Genomic DNA, 16,685 nt, shown 5'->3' on the forward strand with positions numbered 1-16,685 from the left:
CGATCGTCGGCCGATCAAGGGCAGTGGCCGATCAAGGGCAGTGCCGTCGCGACCCGGTTCAATCGGCCCGCAGCCACAGCGGGCGGTAGCTGAGCGGCACTTTGGCCTTGGTGTCCCGGCAGGTCAGGATCGCCGATGCGCCGACCACCTGCTGGACGGCCACGGTGCAGGACCCGCCCGGCACCGCCAGCCGGACCAGCTGGACGTCAGGCGGCGAGCCCTGCACCTGCAGCAATCGCACCGCGCCCACCATCGCCAATCCGAGTTCTCGCTGGGCATGCACCACGGCAGCCTGGGCCGCCGGTGACAACCCGATCTGGCCGCGCAGCCGATCAGTCAGCACCTGCCCGGCCTCGGTCGCCGACACCAGGCCGGCCGGGTCGGTGATCCGGCCGTACAGCTGTCCGGTGGGCAGCACCAGCACGTTGGCGGCGAACCGGTCTCCCCCGACATGGCTGCATTCCCACACCCGGTCAGGACAGTGCCGGGCGAGCGCGGTGGCAACTGGGCGTCCCTCGATGGCGCAGCACATATCCCGAGTGCCGTGCGCGCACACCGCGTACACCGGTCGGGTGTCCTTGGCCTGCTCGGCCAGCGTCACCGGGTCGAGTTCGAGCAGGTCCTCCGCTGCCCGGTACCTGCCCCAGACGATGCCCTGCCGGCCGGCCCGGCAGTCGGCGAATCCCCAGAGGTGCTGGGCCGGAGCGGGATGGCGGCCGGGCCGGCGGATCGCCAGTACCCGGACGCCCTGCTCGCCCAGCGTGCTGATCAGCCGGCGGGCGATCAGCGGGTCGAATCGGGAGCCGGCCAGACCGCCCAGCCCCCACCCGCCGGGCTGCTCGACGAGCAGGATCCGGTTGGCGGGAAAGGCGGTGCCGAGCATCTCATCACCCCGGGAAGCCGCGGCCAGCGCGCACCGGTGGGGGCGGTCAAGCACTGTGCTCGGGCACCAGGATGGCGGCGGTGAGCAGCCTGCGGACCAGCGCCAGCGCGGCCTCGTCGTCCAACCCGGGCAGTCCGGCCGCGCTCACCGGCTCGCCGGAGAGCACCAGCTTGAGCGCGGATTCGGCCGACAGCGGCAGGCTGAGGCTGGTGTCGATGGCCTTGACCAGCACCGCGTCCGGACTTCGTTCCAGCCTGACCCGCAGGCCTGGCCGCAGCCGGAAGCCGGCCGACGGCGTCAGGGCGGCCAGCGCGGCCAGCTGCGCCATCGGCTCGATCGGATCAGGCCGGGTGCTGTCGGCCAGCTCGTCGGCGAGCCGGCCGGCCACCTGCGGCAACCGGCCCGCGCCGGCAAAGGCGACGAACGCCTGGACGGTCTCGCGCAGCTGATCGGCCAGTCGCGCCTCATCGGCCAGGTCGCCGCCCAGCGGCAGCGAGGCGCGCAGGCTCGACTCGCCCGCCGCGTCGGCGAGCAGGTGCTTGAGCAGGGTGTGCCGGGTCACCGGGTGCACGCCGACGGTCAGGTGGATCGAGGTCTCGCCGTGCGCCATCGCCGAGTGGATGAAGCCGCGGGGCAGGTACAGCGCATCGCCGGGTTGCAGCGTGAAGTCGAGCAGCGGCGGTTCGGCCGACCGGGCAGCGACCGCGGCCCGGTGCTGCTCCCAGTCCTGACCGGGCAGCGGGTCGGTGAGCACCGGCCGGTGCACCACCCAGCGCTTGCGGCCGAGGACCTGGAGCACGAACACGTCGTGGGTGTCGTAGTGCGGCGCGAAGCCCTGGTTCTGCGGCGGGGTCAGGTAACAGTTGATCTGAACCGGATGCCCCAGCTCGGCGTTCAGCACGGCGCCGAAGCGCATCAGCGGCGGCCAGTTGCGGTGCAGCGCCTGCAACACCAGGGTGGCGCCGTCGGCGACCAGTCCGAGCACCTTGTCATCGGCGACCTGGTCGCTCACCCGGGCGCCGAGGCCGCCGGACCTGGTGAACTCCCGGGCCGGGATCACCTTGCCCTGCTTGGCGATTCGGAGAAACGGCGTGCGCAGCCCACGCCGGGACAGCAGCTCGTCGATCGCCGCGGTGTCGATCAGGTCGGTGTAGTCAGCGCCGCTCTCGGTGGCCGGGGTGAGCAGCGGTTGCTTCGACCAGTACTCGGCGGCGAACCGCTCCGCCGGGATGGTCATGCAGCGCGCCAGGGCGCTGGACGGGACAGCGCTGGACGCGACAGCATGGGACGCGACAGCGCTGGGCAGGGCGGCGCTGGGCAGGGCGGCGCCGACCGGGTCGGCGCCGCCCACCGGCTGCTCAGTACTCAGGCTCCGCCGTCCGCGCCGCCATCGGCGCCGCCGTCACCCGCGCCGCCACCATCAGCGCCGCCATCGGCACCACCATCAGCGCCGCCGTCACTCCCGCCGTCACTCCCGCCGCCACCTTCAGCGCCGCCATCGGCACCACCATCAGCGCCACCGTCACCCCCGCCGCCACCTTCAGCGCCGCCGTCGGCACCGCCGTCGGCACCGCCGTCACCCGCGCCGCCGCCACCGGCACCGCCACCGGCGCCGCCGTCCGCGCCACCATCGGCGCCGCCGTCATGAACGCCGGGCACGCCGTCAGCACCGCCGTCGGCGGGGCCTTCGCTTTCCGTCATAGAGCTACTCCTTATCAAGGGTGGGCAGCTCCGAACACGCTGACCACCAGGTGGGGGCAGGCTGCTCGGACCCGCTCCTACGCTAGCGGCGAACCGAGTCCGGCGACAATGCGCCCGCCGGCTCGTCGGGCCCGACCAGAACGCTCACGACTCGTCCACCGGCTCTGGATCGCCGACTTCGCCAGGCACCGACCCGGTCGTGATGGATCCGGCGTGGTTGCCCTGATCGAAGGGTGCCCTGGGTTCAGCGGTTCAGCGGTTCAGCCTGCGCTGCCGCGCCACCTCGGCCATCGTGACAGCAGCCGCCACCGAAGCGTTCAACGACTCGGCCTGCCCCGTCATCGGGATCGACACCGTCACGTCGCAGGTCTCGCCGACCAGCCGGGACAGCCCCCGCCCCTCCGAACCGACCACGATCACCAGCGGGTCGGTGGCGTTGGGCAGCTCGTCCAGGGTGGTGTCACCGTCGGCGTCCAGCCCGACGACCTGCAGGCCGGCTTTCTGGCAGTCGCGCAACGCCCGTACCAGGTTGGTCACCTGAGCCACCGGAATGCGCGCCGCGGTGCCCGCCGAGGTACGCCAGGCAGTCGCGGTCACCCCGGCCGAGCGCCGGGTCGGCACGATCACGCCCTGCGCGCCGAAGGCGACTGCGGACCGGATGACCGCTCCCAGGTTGCGCGGATCGGTGACCCCGTCCAGGGCCACCAGCAGCGGCGTCGTGGTGGCCGAGGCGACCAGCTCCAGCAGGTCGGGCAGCTCGTCGTAGGCGAAGGCCGGCACCTGCAGTGCGATGCCCTGATGCAGGATGCCGCCGGTCCGCCGGTCGATCTCGGACTTGCTGACCTCGAGGATGGGCAGGCCGCGGTCAGCGGCCAGGTGGATCGCCTCGGTCACCCGCTCATCGGCCTCGATGCCGATCGCGACGTAGAGCACGTTGGCCGGGATCTGCGCCCGCAGCGCCTCGGCGACCGGGTTGCGCCCGACCAGCAGCTCAGGGGCCTCGGAGTTCTTGCCGGCGGTGCCTCGACGGCGGGGCGTCCCTTCGGAGCGGCGCTCTACCGCCGCGGCCCGGCGTGCCGCCGGATGGCCCTTGCGCTCGGTGGCTTTCGGGGTCGGGCCCTTGCCTGCCAGGCCCCGGGCCCGGTTGCCGCCGGAACCGACGGAGGCGCCCTTCTTGCCCTTGCGCACGGCGCCCTTGCGGGCGGAGTTACCAGCCATTACCAGCTTCTACCGATCTCGCTGCGCGTCAGCGGAGTGCGTCGTGGGAGCCACCGTCCAGCGAGGGCCGTCCGGGGTGTCTTCGACCAGCACGCCGGCCTCGGCGAGCGCGTCGCGGATCGCGTCGCTGGCGGCGTAGTCCTTGCGCGAGCGGGCATCCTGGCGCTGCTGCAGGGCCAGCCGGACCAGCCGGTCCACCGTGGAGGTCAGCGTCGCCTGGCGGCCGGTGTCGCCGGTGGCCTGCCAGTCCAGCGGGTTGAGTCCCAGCGCGCCGGTCATCGCCAGCACCTGGCGCAGGGCGGCGTCGACGGCCTTCTTGTCGCCACGTTCCAGGGCGGAATTGCCCTCGCGCCGGGTGTTGTGCACGACGGCCAGCGCCTGCGGCACCCCCAGGTCGTCATCCATCGCCTTGCCGAACACGTCGGGAAGGTCGGCCGGCTCCCGGGCGGGCTCGCCGACCAGTTCCACGGCCCGCCGTACGAAGTTCTCGATCTTGGCGTAGGCGACGGAGGCTTCCTTGAGAGCGGCCGGTGAGTACTCGATGGCCGAGCGGTAGTGGGCCGCGCCGAGGTAGTACCGCAACTCGACCGGGCGCCACTGCCTGGCCATCGCGCTGACCTCGACCGTGTTGCCGAGCGACTTCGACATCTTCTCGCCGGCCATGGTGACCCAGCCGTTGTGCAACCAGTACCGCGCGAAGCCGTCGCCGACGGCGACGGACTGGGCCAACTCGTTCTCGTGATGCGGAAAGATCAGGTCCAGGCCGCCGCCGTGGATGTCGAACTCCTGGCCCAGGTACTTGCCCGCCATCGCCGAGCACTCCAGGTGCCAGCCCGGCCGGCCCTCACCCCACGGGGTCGGCCAGCTCGGCTCACCCGGCTTGGCGGCCTTCCACAGCGCGAAGTCGCGCGGATCGCGCTTGCGGCTGTCTCCGACCGAGTCACCGGCCGGCAGCATCTCATCGATCCGCTGGCCGGACAGCGCGCCGTAGTCGGGAAAGGACCGGACGTCGAAGTACACGTCACCGGCCACCGGGTAGGCGTGAGCGGAGTCGATCAGCCGCTGCATCAAGGTGATCATCTCGGTGACATGACCGGTGGCCCGTGGCTCCACCGTCGGCGGCAGGCAGCCCAGGGTCTGGTAACCGTCGCGAAAGGCCTGCTCGTACAGCGCGGCGTGGGCCCACCAGGGCCGGCCCACCTCGGCGGCCTTGGCGATGATCTTGTCGTCGATGTCGGTGATGTTGCGGACCATGGTGACGTCATAGCCGCGGTGGCTGAGCCAGCGCCGCAGGATGTCGAAGTTCAGGCCGGATCGCAGGTGCCCGATGTGCGGAGCGCCCTGAACCGTGGCACCGCAGTAGTAGATCGACGCGTGCCCGTCCACGAGCGGGACGAAGTCCCGCACCGACCGGGTGGCGGTGTCATACAGCCTGAGCGTCACCGGGCAATCTTACGGACATCTTCCCACGGCTATTACCAGCCCGGCCGCGGGCGGGCTAGTCAAGCAGCCCGGTGGCGTCCACCACGTGGCTGGGTCGCACCCGCACGACCACCCGGATGTGGTCGGTGCCCTCGTCGCCCGCGTAGTCCTGCCCGGTGTAGAGCCGCGACAGCCGGTGGATCAGCTCCGGGCCGCCCTCGGTGCTCATGCTGACGGCACCGCGAACCTCGACGTAGCTGTAGGGGTCCTCCCGGTCCATGATCAGCACGCTGACCCGCGGGTCCTTGAGCCAGTTGGTCTCCTTCTTGCGGCCCTGGACCGTGGACAGCAGCAGTTCGTCGCCCTCGTAGGTGGCCCACATCAGCGACGTCTGTGGCGAGCCGTCGGTGTTGCTGGTCGCCACCGCCACGAAGTTGGCGGCATCGAGCAACTTCGTGGCTTGTTCTGGCAATGCGGTCATGCTCGCAAGTCTATTGGGTGCGCCCCCGACCCGGTTTACTCGGACTAGGTTTAGTCGCATGCACGCAGAGCCCCTTCGCCGAGAATCGATGCTGATCGCCGCCGGCCGGCCGGACCGCACGCCGGCCGGAACGGTCAACCAGCCGATTGTTGTGTCCTCGACTTATCACGCCGGCGGCCAGCGGGTGTACGGACGGGACGGCAACGACACCGTCGAGGCGTTCGAGGCTGCCCTAGGCGCTGTCGAGGGCGGCCGGGCCACGGCGTTCTCCTCCGGAATGGCTGCCAGCACCGCGCTGATCGAGGCGCTGCCGGTCGGTTCGGTGGTGGTGCTGCCCACCAGCTTCTACAACTTCAACCGGGCATTGCTCGACAAGCAGGTCGAGCTGGGCCGGTTGTCGCTGCGCCGGATCGATGTCACCGACACCGCCACCGCGCTCGACGCGCTGCCCGGGGCGACGGTGCTCTGGCTGGAGTTGCCGACCAATCCGATGCTGGCGGTGCCGGACCTGCCGGCGTTGACCGCGGCGGCCCGACGCCACGGCGTGCGCACCGTCGTCGACACCACCCTGGCGACCCCGTTCGGGATCAGACCGCTGGAGCATGGCGCCGACGTGGTGCTGCACTCGGTCACCAAGTGGATCGCCGGGCACAGCGACCTGGTGATGGGGGCGCTGGTCGTCGCTGACCAGGCCCAGGACGACGAGGTGAAGGTTCGCCGGAACCTGACCGGCGCGCTTCCCGGCGTGCTGGAGTCCTTTCTCGCCCTGCGCGGGCTGCGCACGCTCTCGGTGCGGCTGGAGCGATCCTGCGCCAACGCCGCCGAGCTGGCCGGACGCCTCGACAGGCATCCGGCGGTGCGCAAGGTGCACTACCTGGGCCTGCCCAGCCACCCGCACGCCGACCGGATCGCCGCGCTGCTGGACAACCACGGCGGCCTGCTGTCCTTCGAGCTCGACTCGGCGGAGGCGGCCGACAAGCTCTGTGACCGGCTACGGCTGATCAGCCACGCCACCAGCCTCGGCGGGGTGGAGTCGCTGCTGGAACGGCGCGGCAGTTACCCGATGGAGCTCGAGCAGGAAACCCCGGCCGAGTTGATCCGGCTGTCGGTCGGGCTGGAGCATGTCGAGGACCTGTGGGATGACCTGGAGCAGGCGCTGAGCTGAATTCTGGCGCGGGCTGAGTCTGGCGCGGGCTGAGTCTGGCGCTGGGCTGAGTTCTGGCGCTGGCCTCGGGGCCTCGGCTCGGCGCCTCAGCGGGCGATCAGTGCGGTGGCCACGGCGGCCAGGCCCTCGCCGCGGCCGGTCAGCCCGAGGCCGTCGGTGGTGGTGGCCGACAGGGTCACCGGCGCGCCGAGGACGTCGCTGAGCAGCGCCTCGGCGTCCATCCGGCGCGGCCCCAGCTTCGGCCGGTTGCCGATCAGCTGCACCGCGACGTTGCCGATCCGCCAGCTCCCCGCGTGCAGCCGGCGAACCACCTCGGCGAGCAGCTCGATACCCGACGCACCGGCCCACTCGGGTTCCGCGGTGCCGAACACCGCTCCGAGGTCGCCCAGCCCGGCCGCCGACAGCAGCGCGTCGCAGGCGGCATGGCAGATGACGTCACCGTCGGAGTGCCCGGCGCAGCCGTCGACGTTGGGCCAGAACAAGCCGGCCAACCAGCACTCGCGGCCGGCCTCGATCGGATGCACATCGACGCCGACGCCGACCCGGGGCAGCGTCATGCCGGCTGACCGGCATCGGACAGCACGGCTGGCTGGGCCGGCTCGGCTGGCTGGGCTTGCTGGGCGGGCTGGGCTTGCTGGGCGGGCTGGGCGGGCTGGGCCGCCTGGTCCGCTATCGCATGCGCCAGCCGGAGGTCATACGGCGTGGTGATCTTGAAGCAGCTCTGGGCGCCGGCGACCGTGCGCACGGCTATTCCGAGCACTTCGAGCAGGCCCGCATCATCGGTCACCTCGGTCAGCGAGCGTTGCTCAGCGGCGCGGTGAGCGGCGAGCAGGACGCTCCGGGAGAAGCCCTGCGGGGTCTGGACCGCCCGCAGCTCGGTTCGGTTCAAGGTGGTGACCACCAGCCCGGCAGAGTCCACCCGTTTGACGGTGTCGGCTACCGGCAGCACCGGGATCACCGCCTGCTCGCCGGAACGCAGGCCGGCCACCACGGCTGAGACCACCGAGGGGTCCACCAGCGGGCGGGCGGCGTCATGCACCAGAACCAGCTGCACGTCAGCACCCAGCGCGGCCAGCCCCAGGTCCACCGAACGCTGCCGGCTGGCGCCGCCGGCCACCACGCTGGCCAGCTCACCGACGCCGGCCTGGACCGCGGGAACAGCGTCGGCCGGAGCCACCACCACCACCGAATCGATGTCGGGATGGCTGGCGAAGGCGTCCACTGCCCAGTTCAGCAGCGGACGCCCGTGCAACGGGACCAGAGCCTTGGGCATGCCGGCCCCGAGGCGCTCGCCGGAGCCGGCGGCCACGATCACCGCGGCGACAGTGCCTGAACCGGCAGCCTCAGCCGCCCTCGACCCTGGGTTGGTAGCGCCCTGACTCAGGCGACGGCCTCGGCCAGGACCTCGTCGAGCACCAGCTCGGCCTTGTCCTCGTTGGTGCCTTCGGCCAGCGCCAACTCGCTCACCAGGATCTGGCGAGCCTTGGCCAGCATGCGCTTCTCGCCGGCGGACAGGCCGCGGTCCTTCTCGCGGCGCCACAGGTCACGCACGACCTCGGCCACCTTGTTCACGTCACCGGAGGCCAGCTTCTCGCCGTTGGCCTTGTAGCGGCGCGACCAGTTGGTGGGCTCTTCGGTGTGCGGTGCGCGAAGCACCTCGAACACCCGGTCCAGGCCCTCCTGGCCGACCACGTCACGCACGCCAACGATCTCGGCGTTGTCAGCGGGAACCCGAACGGTCAGATCGCCCTGCTGAACCTTGAGCACGAGATAGATTCGCTCAACGCCTTGAATGATGCGGGTTTCAATTGCCTCGATTTTCGCAGCGCCATGGTGCGGATAAACTACGGTCTCGCCGACCTCAAAAGTCATAGAGGCAACCCCTTCCGGTGGCCTCCAGGGTAACACGTGGGGACGACACGCCCAGGTCCTTCTCAGCTGCGCCCACTACTCTGCGCCCGCCCTGCCCGGTCCGCTTTTCGCGTCCCGCCGTGCCGGGCTCGGCCACGCGGGGCGTAGCGGCACGCCGTGCCCACCTGTTCGTGAGCCGGCTTCAGAGGATCGCTAGGCTGAAGACGGATGCCCCATCCGGCTCAACAGACGACCCGGCAGGCAAGGCACGCACCGCGAGTTGAGGCAGGAAGAGGAGTCGCCGTGGGAAACGAGACCGCTAGCCGTGCGGACCTGCTTCGCCGGCTCGGGGCGGCAGTCGGATCCGGGGCGGCGGGGCTGCTGTTGGTCTCCGGGTGCGCCGCCGGCATCCAGGCCCAGACCGTTCAGCAGACGCCCTCGATCGACGGCGTCCAGGCCGAGGCGGGCGACATCTCCATTCGAGCCGCGGGCCTGGCCGCCCCCGAGTCGGGCGCCAGCTACGCCAAGGGTTCCTCCGTCCCGCTGCGCATGGTGCTGGTGAACAAGAGCGCCAAGGCCGACCAGCTGGTCTCGGTGACCTCCACGGTCGCCGCCGGAGCACAGTTCGGCGGCGGACCCGGCGGCGGCTCATCCGGGACAGGCACCGCATCAGGCACTCCGGCCCCTGGCGCCTCGCCGTCCGCGTCGGCCACCGGCTCGCCCTCGGCCACCGGCTCGCCCTCGGCCACCGGCTCAGCGGGCGCCCCCAGCCAGAACACCCCGATCGAGCTGCCGGGCCGGCAATCCGTGCAGGTCGGGATCACCGACAGCGGCCCCACCGTGACCCTCACCAACGTGAACGCCCAGCTGTTCCCGGCACAACCGGTGCCGGTGACCCTGACCTTCGCCAGCGGCGCCAGCGTGACCGTCATGATGGCCGTCCAGCTGCCCAGCGAGGTGCCGTCCGCTCCCGTCATCAGCGAGGCGACCGAGCCGGCCCACGAGGGCGCGTCCAGCCAGGCTGAGGACCACTCGAGCCCGTCGAGTAGCCCGACCGGCGAGTAGCGCTCTGCGGCTGGCCAGTTCCGGCAGCCGGTCGCCCGCTCGGCGCGGGAGTAGTGTCACCACCCCCCGGTAACCTCCGCCGGGTGAGCAACCCGCCGGGCAGCACTACCGCCAAGCAGCCCAAACGCGCCGCCACCACGTACGCGTGCACCGAGTGCGGCACGCTCTCGATTCGCTGGGTGGGCCGCTGCCCCGAGTGCCAGGCCTGGGGCACCATGACCGAGGACGGCGCCCGGGCGGCCTCGCTGACACTGCCGGCGCTGGTCACCCCGCGCAACGCCGCCCAGCCCATCAGCCGGCAGGACTCCACCGTCGCCCGGGCGCTGCCGACCGGCATCGGCGAGCTGGACCGGGTGCTCGGCGGCGGGCTGGTGCCGGGCGCGGTGCTGCTGCTGGCCGGTGAGCCGGGCGTCGGCAAATCCACTCTGCTGCTCGAGGTCGGGCAGAAGTACGCCGCCGCCACCGGATCGCCGGCGCTCATCGTGACCGGTGAGGAGTCCACGTCCCAGGTGCGGGCCCGCGCCGAACGCACCCACACTATGCATTCACAGCTGTTCCTCGCCGCCGAGAACGACCTCGGCGCCGTGCTTGCCCACCTGGACGAGGTGAAGCCCGGCCTGCTGATCCTGGACTCCGTGCAGACCATCGCGTCCTCGACGGTGGACGGGGTGATGGGCGGGGTCCCGCAGATCCGCGCCGTCACCGCCGCCATCAGCTCGGTCGCCAAGGAACGCGGGATCGCCACCGTCCTGGTCGGCCACGTCACCAAGGACGGCTCGATCGCCGGCCCGCGGGCGCTGGAGCACCTGGTCGACGTCGTGCTGTACTTCGAAGGCGACCGGCACAGCTCGCTGCGCATGCTGCGCGCGATCAAGAACCGCTACGGGGCCACCGACGAGGTCGGCTGCTTCGAGATGCACGAAGAGGGCATCGACGAGCTGACCGACCCCTCCGGGCTGTTCGTCAGCACCCGTGACATCGCCGTCCCCGGCACCTGCGTCACAGTCACCGTGACGGGCCGGCGACCGCTGCTGTCCGAGGTGCAGTCGCTGGTGGCGGCCGCCTACGGCAACGGTGGCTCGGCCCGCCGGTCGGTGACCGACCTCGACGCCTCCCGGGTCAACATGCTGCTGGCGGTGCTCGGCCGGCACGCGGGGGTGCAGCTCAGCGAGCGTGACGTCTACGCGGCCAGCGTCGGCGGCATCAAGATCACCGAGCCGTCGGTCGACCTGGCGATCTTGCTCGCCATCGCCTCGGCCGCCAGCGATATCGCCCTGCCGAGCACGCTGTGCGCGATCGGCGAGGTGTCGCTGTCCGGTGACATCCGCCGGGTCAGCAGCGTGCAACGCCGGCTGAGCGAGGCCAGCCGGCTGGGGTTCCGCCGGGCGCTGGTGCCACACGGCTCGGACTGGTCCCAGCTGAACGGCATGAAGGTCATCGAGGTGCCCACCGTGGCCAAGGCATGGGACTTCGTGGCCCAGTTGTGACTGGCGGGACCACCACCGATGGCCGCCACCTGTCGCAAAGCTCCTAGACTGTCTCCTAGGTTCAAGATCATCATGTGAACAATGCAGGAGTGCGTACGTGGCCATCAGTGATCGCGACGAGGTGCTGCGATCGGTTCTCGCCTCGCTCGCCCCTGGCACCGACATCCGTGACGGTCTGGAACGGATCCTGCGCGGCAACACCGGCGCGCTGATCGTGCTGGGCCACGACAAGGTCGTCGAATCGCTGTGCACCGGCGGGTTTCCACTGGACATCGAGTTCGCCGCCACCCGGCTGCGCGAACTGGCCAAGATGGACGGCGCCGTGGTGCTCAGCACCGACGGCTCGCGGATCCTGCGGGCGGCAACCCACCTGATGCCCGACCCGGCCATCCCGACCGAGGAGTCCGGCACCCGGCACCGGACCGCTCAGCGGGTCGCCCAGCAGACCGGTTTCCCGGTGATCTCGGTGTCCCAGTCGATGAAGATCATCAGCCTCTACCTCGGCAGTCGTCGGCACGTGCTGGAGAACTCCACCTCGCTGCTGTCCCGGGCCAACCAGGCGGTCCAGACGCTGGAGCGGTACAAGTCCCGGCTGGACGAGGTGTCCCAGACCCTGGCGGCGCTGGAGATCGAGGACCTGGTCACCGTCCGCGATGCCACCGCGGTGTCCCAGCGGCTCGAGATGGTGAGCCGGATCGCGGACGAGATCTCGGGCTACGGCGCCGAGCTGGGCACCGACGGTCGGCTGCTGTCGCTGCAGCTGGAAGAGCTGATGGCCGGCGTGCACACCGACCGCGAGCTGATCGCCCAGGACTACCTGCCCTCCGGACGCAAGAACCGGACTCTCGAACAGGCGCTGGAGGACCTGGCGCAGCTGTCGGCCGCCGAGCTGCTCGACCTGTCCAACGTCGCGAAGGCACTGGGCTACCCGGCCGGTCCGGAGACCCTGGAGGCGACGGTGAGCCCGCGCGGTTACCGGCTGCTGTCCCGGGTGCCGAGACTGCCGAACCTGGTGCTCACCCGGATCGTGGAGCACTTCGGCAGCCTGCAGAAAGTGCTGGCCGCGACCGTGGACGAGTTGCAGGACGTCGAGGGAGTCGGCGATGCCCGCGCGCGCTCCATCCGCGAGGCGCTGTCGCGGCTAGCCGACGCCTCGATCATCGAGCGCTACACCTGAGAGCGTCGTCGACGCTGACCAGCTCGACCGGCAGTCGGTGGACACCCCGGCTGCCACCAGCTCGGCCGGCTGCCTCGCGAACGGCCGTGCAAGTGTCAGGATGGCTTTGAGATGCCCGCCAGCCCCGCCCTCGTCGCGCCGATCACCGAGTGGTTCGCTCAGCATGCTCGTGACCTGCCGTGGCGCCGGCCCGGCACGTCCGCCTGGGCGGTGCTGGTCAGCGAGGTGATGCTTCAGCAAACCCCGGTGAACCGAGTGCTGCCGGCCTACCGAGCCTGGCTCGACCGCTGGCCGGGACCGGCGGAGCTAGCCGGCGACGAGCCGGGCGAGGCGGTGCGGATGTGGGGCCGGCTGGGCTATCCGCGCCGAGCGCTACGGCTGCATGAGTGTGCCACCGCGATCACCGCCGAGCACGGCGGCGAGGTGCCGGATGACCTCGCGGCGCTGCTGGCGCTGCCCGGCGTGGGCGCCTACACCGCCCGCGCCGTACTGGCCTTCGCCCATGGCAGGCGGGCCGCGGTGGTGGATATCAACGTCCGCCGGGTGCTGGCCCGCGCGGTTGCCGGCCAGGGCATGCCGGGGCCGCCGTCCACTGCCCGGGATCTGGTCGAGATGGAACGGCTGCTGCCCGAGCAGGACGCGGCTGCCGCGCGGTTCTGCGCGGCAGTGATGGAGCTGGGCGCGCTGGTGTGCACGGCCGGGCAGCCAGCCTGTGGCGGCTGTCCGGTACGTGAGCTGTGCGCCTGGCGGTTGGCCGGCTACCCCAGCTATGCCGGCCCGCTGCCTAAGCCGCAGCGTTTCGCCGGCACCGACCGGCAGGTTCGCGGCCTGCTGCTGTCCGTCGTCCGGACCGCGACCGGGCCGGTGCCGCAGACCGGCCTGGAGGTGGTCTGGCCCCATGCCGAGCAGCGGCAGCGCGCGCTCGACTCGCTGGTCGCCGATGGACTGCTGGATCCGCTGCCGGACGGACGGTTCGCGCTGCCGACCGGCCGTCGCTAAGTCGGGCCTGATCCCGCCGATGGTCGCCGGCACACCAAACGGCAGCCCCATTGGCGGCGATGCAAGCGGACGGCAACCCGGACAGATCCGTCGGTTTTGGGCCAAGTTGCCTCGAACACCGCTACGATGCCATGGCGCACGCTAGCTTCGCGTGCTCCGGTCCGGCGCGTCCGTCGGAGTGCTGTCGGGGGGCCGCATGCGTCGGCTGGTTGTTGTTCTGTGCTGTCTCGCTCTGGCCGCTGTCGGCTGCCTGACTCTGTCGCTCGGCTCGTCCGGCGCCGCAGCGGGCTCGTCCGGCGCCGCAGCGGGCCCGCCGGCCTCCGCAGCCGGCACGTTCCACCCGGTGAACACGGTCCGGGTGCTGGACACCCGCACCGGCTCCGGGCTGGCCAGCGGCCACGTGGCGCGGTTCGCCGTCACCGGCCGCGGCGGCATCCCGGCCGGGGCCGCGGCGGTCACTCTCAACCTGACCGTGCTGCGGCCGGGCAGCACCGGCTCGATCGCGGTCTTCCCCGGTGGCACCGCCTGGAACGGAGCTGCCTCAATCAGCTTCGTGGCAGCCCAGACCAAGCAGAGCATGGTCACCGCCAAGCTGGGCGCGGACGGCACCCTGTCGGTGCGCAACAACATCGCCTCGACGATCCAGGTGATCGGGGACGTCGCCGGCTACTACACCGGTGGCACGCCGAGCACCCCGGGCGCCTTCCGGACCATCGGATTCCAGCGAGCCTTCGACACCCGCCAGTCGCATGCCCTGGCACCCGGCTCGGTCACCAGAATGGCGATCACCGGTCGGGGCGCGGTGCCGGCCACCGGGGTCGCGGCGGTGCTGGCCAACCTGACCGTGATCACGCCGAGCCGGGCAGGGTCGGTGTCGACCTGGGCCGGCGACGCCGCCTGGGACGGCAGCGCCTCCGTCAGCTTCGCGGCCGGCCGGACCGGGCAGGACGTGCTGAACGTGGCCCTGGGCAGCGACGGCACCGCGCTGATCCGCAACAACACCGGCGTCGCGCTCCACGTGGTGCTGGATCTGATCGGCTACTACTTGGCCGGCACCCCGGTCGGGTACGGCGCATACCAGGCCATCACGCCCACGCGGGTATACGACAACCGGCCCGGAGCCTTCAACGAACCCCTCACGCCGGGCCAGGCGGTGCCGGTCCGGCCAGTCTTCGACCAGCGCACCAAGATCAGCCGAGTGCCGGAGTGGGGCGTCCCGGCGGTGGTCGTCCGGTTCACCGTGCTGACCCCGGCCCAGGCCGGCTCGCTCTCGATCTTCCGTGGCGATCGCGCCTGGAACGGCTCCACCATGATCAGCTTTGGCGCCGGAGCCACCGCGCAACAACAGCTGACCACCGTGCTCGGCCTCAACGACGTATTCGAGCTCCAGTACAACGGCGCCGGTTCGGTTTCGGTGGTCGCCGACGTGCTCGGCTACTACTTGGGCGTGCCGAACCCGCTGCGCTACACCTCCGGGCAGGAGATCAATCCCCGGCACGGCTCGCTGATGGACATCTCCTGCCCGACCGCGACGTTCTGCATGACGGTGCAACGCAATGGCTTCGCCGAAAGTTGGCACGGCACGGCTTGGAGCACGCCGGTTCGGGCGGGGCGGGCCCGGGCGCTGTCCTCGGTGTCGTGCACCTCGGCCAGCTTTTGCGTGGCCATCGGCAGCGACTCCAGCGGCCTTACCGTCCTAGAGACCTACGACGGTACGAGCTGGACCCACGCGATCAACCTGCCCTTCAATTCCAGCACCACCAAGCGGGTGTCGTGCGCGTCCGCGACCTTCTGCATGGCCAATTCCGGAGCCAGCTTCGCGACCTTCAACGGCAGCAGCTGGTCGACCAGGACGGCAACCGGCGGGCAGTTGTCCTCGTTGCACTCGTTGTCGTGCCCGTCGGCGGCCTTCTGCATGGGCACTGATCACGATGGCAAGGCGGGGACGTTCGACGGCGCCAGCTGGTCGGCGCCGGTGAACGTGACCGGCGCGATCACTCCATGGTGGGTGTCCTGCGTGTCCGCCTCGTTCTGCGTAGCGGTCGGCCGGGCCGAGGCAGTGACATTCAACGGCGCCAAGTGGTCGGCGCCCCGCACGATCCACACGAATCACCTGCTGAGGGTCTCCTGCGTCAGCGGCACCAACTGCCGAGCCTCGGACAGCTCCGGATCGGTGCTCAGCTTCGACGGCACGGACTGGTCCGCCCCGATGCCGGTCCAGGCTAACGGCCCCGCGGTGATCTCCTGCTCGAGCGCCGGCACCTGCGGGCTCATCGAGGCAGCCTCGACCAAGGCCACCGCGGCCATGTTCAACGGCGCCAGCTGGTCCGCGCCACAGACGGTGGACTACCTGCCGGGCGACCTGACCGGGGTGTCGTGCACCGCGGCGAGCTTCTGCATGGCCGTGGAAACCGGCGGCCACGCGCTCTCCTACAACGGAACGGCCTGGACCTCGCCGAAACAGATCGACGGCGGCGTCGCACTGACCGGCGTGTCATGCACCGGACCGAGCTTCTGCGTCGCCGTGGACAGCCTTGGCCGGGCACTCGCCTTCGACGGCTCGGGCTGGTCGTCCGCGGCGCCGGTATATCCCGGCCGGTTGGCGGCCGTGTCGTGCACCAGCTCGTCCTTCTGCGTCGCAGTCGGGGCGGACAAGGCAGCGACCTTCAACGGGAGCAGCTGGACCACGCCGGTACCGATCGTGTCCGGATCCAGCCTGAGCGCCGTCAGTTGTCGCAGCACCACCTTCTGCGTTGCGATCACCAAATCCGGCAACGCCACCAGGTTCAACGGCGCCGGCTGGTCGGCGCTGGGCTACACAACCACATCCGGCAATGTGCACACCATCTCGTGTCCCACCACGTCGTACTGCCTCGCGTCCAGCTTCTCCCAGTTGAGCAGCTGGAACGGCAGCGCCTGGTCGCGGTACCCGTACATCGTGCCGGCGGCAGCGGTCTACGCGGCATCCTGCCCGCAGGCTGAATTCTGCGTGGCCGCGGCCGGCGGCGGCCCGCAACATGGCGACGGCCAGGCCAGCGTGTGGGACGGCAGCCAGTGGAGCATGCCGGTCACCATGCCGGCCGGTGGTGGCACCTCCGCCGGCTCGGCCATCTCCTGCCCGAGCACCAGCTTCTGCATGCAGCTCGACAGCGCAACCTTCGCCTACCGTCTCGACGGCTGACCCGGCCCGGCGAAGCGACCACCCGGTAGCGAAAGGCCCCGGTCCTGAAAGCCAG

Annotated in this window: 15 protein-coding genes; 6 read left to right on the forward strand and 9 right to left on the reverse strand. The window is 71.0% G+C overall.

Going from position 1 to position 16,685, the window contains the following annotated elements; genetic code table 11:
* Positions 1 to 58: 58 nt before the first annotated feature.
* From VF557_01560 to VF557_01585, 6 genes are all read right to left on the reverse strand, one after another.
* The gene (locus VF557_01560; protein ID HEX8078875.1) at positions 59 to 937 is read right to left on the reverse strand and encodes a sucrase ferredoxin; all 879 of its coding nucleotides are present in this window, start codon (positions 935 to 937) and stop codon (positions 59 to 61) included.
* A complete protein-coding gene (locus tag VF557_01565; GenBank protein ID HEX8078876.1) occupies positions 930 to 2,234 on the reverse strand; it encodes a cupin domain-containing protein in 1,305 nt (434 codons plus the stop codon). Before VF557_01565 ends, VF557_01560 begins: the two co-directional genes overlap by 8 nt.
* A gap of 7 nt (positions 2,235 to 2,241) precedes the next feature.
* Positions 2,242 to 2,529, reverse strand: a complete 288-nt coding sequence (locus VF557_01570; protein ID HEX8078877.1) for a hypothetical protein — start codon at positions 2,527 to 2,529, stop codon at positions 2,242 to 2,244.
* 307 nt (positions 2,530 to 2,836) lie between these two features.
* Complete coding sequence (gene rlmB, locus VF557_01575) at positions 2,837 to 3,802, reverse strand: 23S rRNA (guanosine(2251)-2'-O)-methyltransferase RlmB (protein ID HEX8078878.1); 966 nt, start codon at positions 3,800 to 3,802, stop codon at positions 2,837 to 2,839.
* A gap of 9 nt (positions 3,803 to 3,811) precedes the next feature.
* Positions 3,812 to 5,245 (reverse strand): cysteine--tRNA ligase, encoded by a 1,434-nt coding sequence (gene cysS, locus VF557_01580; GenBank protein ID HEX8078879.1) that lies wholly within the window; start codon positions 5,243 to 5,245, stop codon positions 3,812 to 3,814.
* 55 nt (positions 5,246 to 5,300) lie between these two features.
* Positions 5,301 to 5,705 (reverse strand): PPOX class F420-dependent oxidoreductase, encoded by a 405-nt coding sequence (locus VF557_01585; GenBank protein ID HEX8078880.1) that lies wholly within the window; start codon positions 5,703 to 5,705, stop codon positions 5,301 to 5,303.
* A gap of 58 nt (positions 5,706 to 5,763) precedes the next feature.
* Between VF557_01585 and VF557_01590 the strand changes: the two genes are divergently transcribed.
* Positions 5,764 to 6,870 (forward strand): aminotransferase class I/II-fold pyridoxal phosphate-dependent enzyme, encoded by a 1,107-nt coding sequence (locus VF557_01590; GenBank protein HEX8078881.1) that lies wholly within the window; start codon positions 5,764 to 5,766, stop codon positions 6,868 to 6,870.
* Positions 6,871 to 6,956: 86 nt separating this feature from the next.
* On the opposite strand, the gene ispF is transcribed toward VF557_01590, so the two are convergent.
* From ispF to VF557_01605, 3 genes are all read right to left on the reverse strand, one after another.
* Positions 6,957 to 7,427, reverse strand: coding sequence for a 2-C-methyl-D-erythritol 2,4-cyclodiphosphate synthase (gene ispF / locus VF557_01595; GenBank protein ID HEX8078882.1), 471 nt, complete (start codon positions 7,425 to 7,427; stop codon positions 6,957 to 6,959).
* On the reverse strand, positions 7,424 to 8,185 hold the full coding sequence (gene ispD / locus VF557_01600) for a 2-C-methyl-D-erythritol 4-phosphate cytidylyltransferase (GenBank protein HEX8078883.1): 762 nt from the start codon (positions 8,183 to 8,185) through the stop codon (positions 7,424 to 7,426). Before ispD ends, ispF begins: the two co-directional genes overlap by 4 nt.
* Before the next feature lie 65 nt (positions 8,186 to 8,250).
* A complete protein-coding gene (locus VF557_01605) occupies positions 8,251 to 8,742 on the reverse strand; it encodes a CarD family transcriptional regulator (GenBank protein HEX8078884.1) in 492 nt (163 codons plus the stop codon).
* A 282-nt stretch (positions 8,743 to 9,024) separates the two neighbouring features.
* Here VF557_01605 and VF557_01610 point away from each other — a divergent pair, with 282 nt between their 5' ends.
* From VF557_01610 to VF557_01630, 5 genes are all read left to right on the forward strand, one after another.
* The gene (locus VF557_01610) at positions 9,025 to 9,786 is read left to right on the forward strand and encodes a hypothetical protein (protein ID HEX8078885.1); all 762 of its coding nucleotides are present in this window, start codon (positions 9,025 to 9,027) and stop codon (positions 9,784 to 9,786) included.
* 83 nt (positions 9,787 to 9,869) lie between these two features.
* Positions 9,870 to 11,273 (forward strand): DNA repair protein RadA, encoded by a 1,404-nt coding sequence (gene radA, locus VF557_01615; GenBank protein ID HEX8078886.1) that lies wholly within the window; start codon positions 9,870 to 9,872, stop codon positions 11,271 to 11,273.
* A 97-nt stretch (positions 11,274 to 11,370) separates the two neighbouring features.
* Positions 11,371 to 12,450: a DNA integrity scanning diadenylate cyclase DisA gene (disA, locus tag VF557_01620; protein ID HEX8078887.1), complete on the forward strand. Its 1,080-nt coding sequence runs from the start codon at positions 11,371 to 11,373 to the stop codon at positions 12,448 to 12,450.
* Positions 12,451 to 12,561: 111 nt separating this feature from the next.
* On the forward strand, positions 12,562 to 13,449 hold the full coding sequence (locus tag VF557_01625) for an A/G-specific adenine glycosylase (GenBank protein ID HEX8078888.1): 888 nt from the start codon (positions 12,562 to 12,564) through the stop codon (positions 13,447 to 13,449).
* A 343-nt stretch (positions 13,450 to 13,792) separates the two neighbouring features.
* A complete protein-coding gene (locus tag VF557_01630; protein HEX8078889.1) occupies positions 13,793 to 16,630 on the forward strand; it encodes a hypothetical protein in 2,838 nt (945 codons plus the stop codon).
* The last annotated feature ends 55 nt before the right edge of the window (positions 16,631 to 16,685 follow it).

This window comes from Jatrophihabitans sp. (assembly GCA_036389035.1).
Lineage (GTDB): Bacteria > Actinomycetota > Actinomycetes > Mycobacteriales > Jatrophihabitantaceae > Jatrophihabitans_A.

What these genes read in the sequence shown, in the direction of transcription:
- VF557_01570 (HEX8078877.1), bottom strand. Translation starts at nt 2,529, where the DNA reads ATGACGGCGGCGCCGATGGTGGCGCGGACGGCGGCGCCGGTGGCGGTG.
- rlmB (HEX8078878.1), bottom strand. Translation starts at nt 3,802, where the DNA reads ATGGCTGGTAACTCCGCCCGCAAGGGCGCCGTGCGCAAGGGCAAGAAG.
- VF557_01585 (HEX8078880.1), bottom strand. Translation starts at nt 5,705, where the DNA reads ATGACCGCATTGCCAGAACAAGCCACGAAGTTGCTCGATGCCGCCAAC.
- VF557_01590 (HEX8078881.1), top strand. Translation starts at nt 5,764, where the DNA reads ATGCACGCAGAGCCCCTTCGCCGAGAATCGATGCTGATCGCCGCCGGC.
- ispF (HEX8078882.1), bottom strand. Translation starts at nt 7,427, where the DNA reads ATGACGCTGCCCCGGGTCGGCGTCGGCGTCGATGTGCATCCGATCGAG.
- VF557_01605 (HEX8078884.1), bottom strand. Translation starts at nt 8,742, where the DNA reads ATGACTTTTGAGGTCGGCGAGACCGTAGTTTATCCGCACCATGGCGCT.
- VF557_01625 (HEX8078888.1), top strand. Translation starts at nt 12,562, where the DNA reads ATGCCCGCCAGCCCCGCCCTCGTCGCGCCGATCACCGAGTGGTTCGCT.